Genomic DNA, 2,316 nt, shown 5'->3' with positions numbered 1-2,316 from the left:
CGTACAGACGCGATTAATCGCGTCTCTACCAAAAAAAATAAAATTATGAATGAAATAAAAATATTTTGCCCTGCAACCATAGCCAATCTTTCCTGTGGATTTGATGTTCTTGGATTGTGTTTGGCCACAGCGGGTGACGAAATGATTATTCGAAAATCCGATCTAAAAGGCGTTCGCATCACTAAAATCGTGGGTGCTAATTTGCCATTAGAAACCGAAAATAATGTGGCTGGCGTAGCAGCTTTGGCAATGCTAGAAGAAGTGGAAACCGAATTTGGATTCGAAATCGAAATCTATAAAAACATCAAAGCCGGAAGCGGAATCGGAAGCAGTGCAGCTAGTTCGGCCGGAGCTGTTTTTGGAATCAACGAATTATTAGGTCGTCCTTTTACCAGAAAAGAATTGGTGAAATTTGCAATGCAAGGCGAAAAATTAGCCAGCGGAAATGCCCACGCTGATAACGTGGCTCCTTGCCTATTGGGCGGTTTTACTTTGGTAAGGTGTTCCAATCCTTTGGATATTATCAAGATTGACAGCCCGTCAGAATTGTATGCGACTGTTGTGCATCCTCAAATCGAGTTGAAAACTTCGGATGCGCGTTCCGTATTAAAACAAACCGTTTCCCTAAAAAATGCCATTACCCAATGGGGAAATGTGGGTGGATTAGTAGCCGGATTATACACGAATGATTATGAATTAATTGGTCGTTCTTTGCACGATGAAATCATCGAACCGGTTCGCAGTATGCTGATTCCCGGTTTCGATTTAATCAAAAAAACGGCATACGAAAACGGAGCTTTAGGATCAGGAATTTCAGGTTCAGGTCCTTCTATTTTTGCTTTAAGCAAAGGAAAAGAAACTGCCGAAAAAATCGCCCAAGCAATGAGTAAAGTGTATGACGAAATCAATTTGCCTTATGAAATTCACGTTTCTAAAGTGAATCCAGACGGAGTGAGTATTTTATAAAAGTTCCAAATAATTTCCCTTAAGTAAGATTAAAAATAAATTATATTTAAAAAATTACCAAAATTTGGTAACTTTACAAAAAAATATAAAAATATGGGACGCAATACATCAGTTTCTTTAGGGGATTACTTCGAGAATTTTGTTGACGGTAGAATTTCTGAAGGGAGATTTAAAAATGCCAGCGAAGTGATTCGCGCGGGTTTGAGAATGTTAGAAGAAGAAGAAAACAAAATAATGGCTCTCAAAAAAGCCATTAACGACGGAATTGAAAGCGGAATTGCCGAAAATTTTAATCCCAAACAACATTTGGAATCTTTAAAAACTAAAAAAAGAGATGCCTAAATTTCATCTTACTAACAAGGCTGTTGAAGATTTGTCTAAAATTTGGGAATATACTTTCGAAGTTTGGTCAGAAGATCAAGCCGACAAATATTATTATGAATTATTATCTGATTGTCAAAAATTAGCAGAAAATCAATTTTTAGGCAGAAGTTACACAGAAATAAACAACGAAATTCAAGGATTCAAATCAGGACAACACATCATTTTTTACAGTATTGTAAATGAGGATAAAATAGAAATCATTCGGTTTTTACATTCCAGAATGGATTTAAAAAACAAAATACAAGAATAAAAACACAAATTATTTAAGATTTCAGATTAACGATTTTTGATTTTCAGGAACTTTAAACATTAAACTTGAAACAATAAATTATGGCAGAATGGACAGAAAGAGCGGAGCTCTTATTTAAAGCAGAAGGATTGGATAATTTAAGAAACGCCAATGTTTTGGTAGTAGGATTGGGTGGAGTTGGTTCCTTTGCAGCCGAATTTTTGGCAAGAGCCGGAGTCGGAACAATGACTATTGTGGATGGTGATATTGTAGATATAACTAATATTAATCGACAATTGCCAGCTTTGCATTCCACAGTAGGGCAACCCAAAGTAACTATTGTTGGCGATCGATTGATGGATATAAATCCCGAATTGAAATTGACTAGAATTAAAGAATTTTTATCGCCAGAACGAGCTTTCGAAATTGTTTCAGCCGAATATGATTATGTTTTGGATTGCATTGACAGCATCACTCCTAAATTGAATTTAATCATTGGCGCCAAGCGAAAAAGAGTCAAAATTATTTCTTCGATGGGAGCAGGAGGAAAGATGGAAGCATCAAAAGTGAAGGTCGCCGATATTAATAACACGATGAATTGTTTCTTGGCAAAAACCGTTCGTCGTCGATTGAAAGAATTTAAAATTGATAAATTGAAAGTCGTTTTTTCGTCGGAAATTCAAGATAATTCCAGTTTAAAAATGACCGATGGTTCTAATTTCAAGAAATCATTTTAC

At 35.8% G+C, this 2,316-nt stretch carries 4 protein-coding genes; all 4 read left to right on the top strand.

Translation table 11 applies throughout. The features are described from left to right. Window positions 1-45: 45 nt before the first annotated feature. A complete protein-coding gene (locus EKL98_RS15300) occupies window positions 46-966 on the top strand; it encodes a homoserine kinase (protein ID WP_126563078.1) in 921 nt (306 codons plus the stop codon). Window positions 967-1,059: 93 nt separating this feature from the next. Then, on the top strand, window positions 1,060-1,308 hold the full coding sequence (locus tag EKL98_RS15295; RefSeq protein ID WP_126563077.1) for a type II toxin-antitoxin system ParD family antitoxin: 249 nt from the start codon (window positions 1,060-1,062) through the stop codon (window positions 1,306-1,308). Then, entirely contained in the window at window positions 1,301-1,600 is a 300-nt protein-coding gene (locus EKL98_RS15290) for a type II toxin-antitoxin system RelE/ParE family toxin (RefSeq protein ID WP_126563076.1), read from the top strand. Before EKL98_RS15295 ends, EKL98_RS15290 begins: the two co-directional genes overlap by 8 nt. 80 nt (window positions 1,601-1,680) lie before the next feature. Then, a partial coding sequence (locus EKL98_RS15285; RefSeq protein ID WP_148104419.1) for a tRNA threonylcarbamoyladenosine dehydratase occupies window positions 1,681-2,316 on the top strand: 636 nt, incomplete at its 3' end.

It is taken from the genome of Flavobacterium bomense (assembly GCF_003970355.1).
The sequence above is the reverse complement of the archived record's forward strand: the minus strand, read 5'-3'. Positions and strand labels throughout refer to the sequence as shown.

Coding starts and splice junctions, on each gene's coding strand:
- EKL98_RS15300 (WP_126563078.1), top strand. CDS start 46: ATGAATGAAATAAAAATATTTTGCCCTGCAACCATAGCCAATCTTTCC.
- EKL98_RS15295 (WP_126563077.1), top strand. CDS start 1,060: ATGGGACGCAATACATCAGTTTCTTTAGGGGATTACTTCGAGAATTTT.
- EKL98_RS15290 (WP_126563076.1), top strand. CDS start 1,301: ATGCCTAAATTTCATCTTACTAACAAGGCTGTTGAAGATTTGTCTAAA.